1 protein-coding gene is annotated in these 1,980 nt (G+C 52.5%); it reads right to left on the reverse strand.

Annotated features, from left to right (window positions below):
* The coding region (locus ACR0LL_RS21015; protein WP_480589233.1) for a M10 family metallopeptidase C-terminal domain-containing protein at window positions 1-1,758 on the reverse strand (1,758 nt) is incomplete at its 3' end.
* Window positions 1,759-1,980: the final 222 nt, after the last annotated feature.

Below are 1,980 nucleotides of genomic sequence, written 5' to 3' on the forward strand. Positions count from 1 at the left end.
GAGTGTTACACCGATGGTACCGTTGATCAGATACTCGCCGCGGGTTGACGACGCGAGCGTTACCGACCCGCTGCTCTCGATATTGGTTGTGACGTGGCCGGTGTGGCCGTCATTGTTCAGATCAGCGCCGTAAAAGGCCTCGACATCGACAACATTCGCGATAACGCCGGTCCCGCCAACAAATTGACCTGTAGCATCCGTGGTCCATTCAGCATACGACCCATTCGCGTCTTGCCACAGCACCTTGTAGCCACCGCCCGATGCCTCGGCCTGTATTGCCTGCCAGACGGAGCCCGAGTTTTGCACAACTACCTGACCACCATAAATCAAAGCAATATTCGAACTGCCACCATCCAGCACATAAACTCCATGGTTGGCAAGTTGCAACGTCGTTCCCTGAGTATCGATATCTGAAAGCTGCATCGCAGATTTGATATTCGACCGGGTATACTGCTGTAGCCCGTCAAGAAACTGGACCAACTCTACGTCGTCTGCAATCGTGAAAGTTGTGCGCGTGATGACATCCAAAAACTCGTACAAGACGCCGTTTTCAAAGAATAAATAGTTGCTTATCGCGCTAACGAATCTGACAGTGTCGGTTCCGGTTCCACCCGAAAACGTACCTGCGTTGCGCTGCACAACAGCCAGATCATTGCCCTGGTCCCCAAAGACCTGGTCAGCACCGGCACCTTGGGCCACAAAAATGATATCGTTGCCTTGGCCGCCATAGATGGTGTTGTTGTTGCTTCCGTTGGACAGCGAGTGAATGGTGTCGTTTCCGTCGTTCCCGCGCAAGACGTTCTGCGCAGCATTTCCGATAATGATATCAGCGCCCGACCCGCCCGACGCGTTTTCAATCACAACGCCGTGCGCGATTGTGAAACCACCTTTTACCCCAGCGGCAAAGGAAACCGCCCCACCGCCCGTGGCGGAATAATCCAAGGTGGCAGCCCTTAGGTCGATCTGTGCGTTCGAACTGCCAACATGTTGTATTGTGTCAATCCCGCCAGTATCCCAAATGGCCTGATACCCAGTTCCTGCGACGTTTGCAGAGGGAAGTGTGTAGGTATTGCCCCCGGAATTATATGAAGTATTCGCCCCATACATGGCCTGCAACGCGGCAATATCCAAAGCCCCAAGCCCCGTTGAACCACCGTACGTTGCGTTAAAGTGTAGCCCCCCGTTTTGTGAAGTCCATCCATCGTTATACGACATCACAGTATAGACACCCTGATTGAGGCCCGCCGCCCCAAACGAGTCGAATGGCGACGTTACACCGCTCAACACGGTTGTACCCAATCCGGTGTCATGAGGATGGCCCAACCCAAGGGCGTGACCTAATTCATGGACCAAAGTAGTAAAGAAATACCCGCCCGGATCACCGTTTCCGTTGAAAGAAGCAGTCCAGTATGACGTGTTGAACGCGCCATAGGATGTCCCGCTCGATGGCGAATAATGAAATCCGAGAGTTCGCGGGTTATCAAAGAATGAAGACGGCGCGAGAACCTCAACCAAGTCAGCGAAACCAGAGGTGACTTCGACAAAAGTAATGTTTGCAACGGCTTCTATTGCGGCCAGCGCCGCACGGAACTCCGCCTTATACTCTGATGACCAAGCCTGCGTATCAGAGAAGTGCCCGAAACTGTAGGAAATCACCGTCGTGGTCGACGGATTCCCGTCACCATATGCGTAGGTGCCCTGGATAGAGCTGAGCGGAGAACTTACGGAAGGTCTGGGGATTGTTGTAACGGTGGCCATTATTCTGTCTTAGAAATTTGGTGTTTTTGATTGCGCTGAAACTGCTCGAACAAAGTGTTCTTTTTGGGGCAAACGCATACTGGAGTGTCTCCTGCAAACTACAATATTAACGGCGATTCAAGGGTTACCTTCTAGGTGTTTGATCCCATGGTTTGATGGTGCGATCCTTTCTCAGGAATGGAAGGAAGCATTATGGGACAAGTTCGTCACGGGAGCGCCGCG

The organism is Ruegeria sp. AI2, from assembly GCF_056541275.1.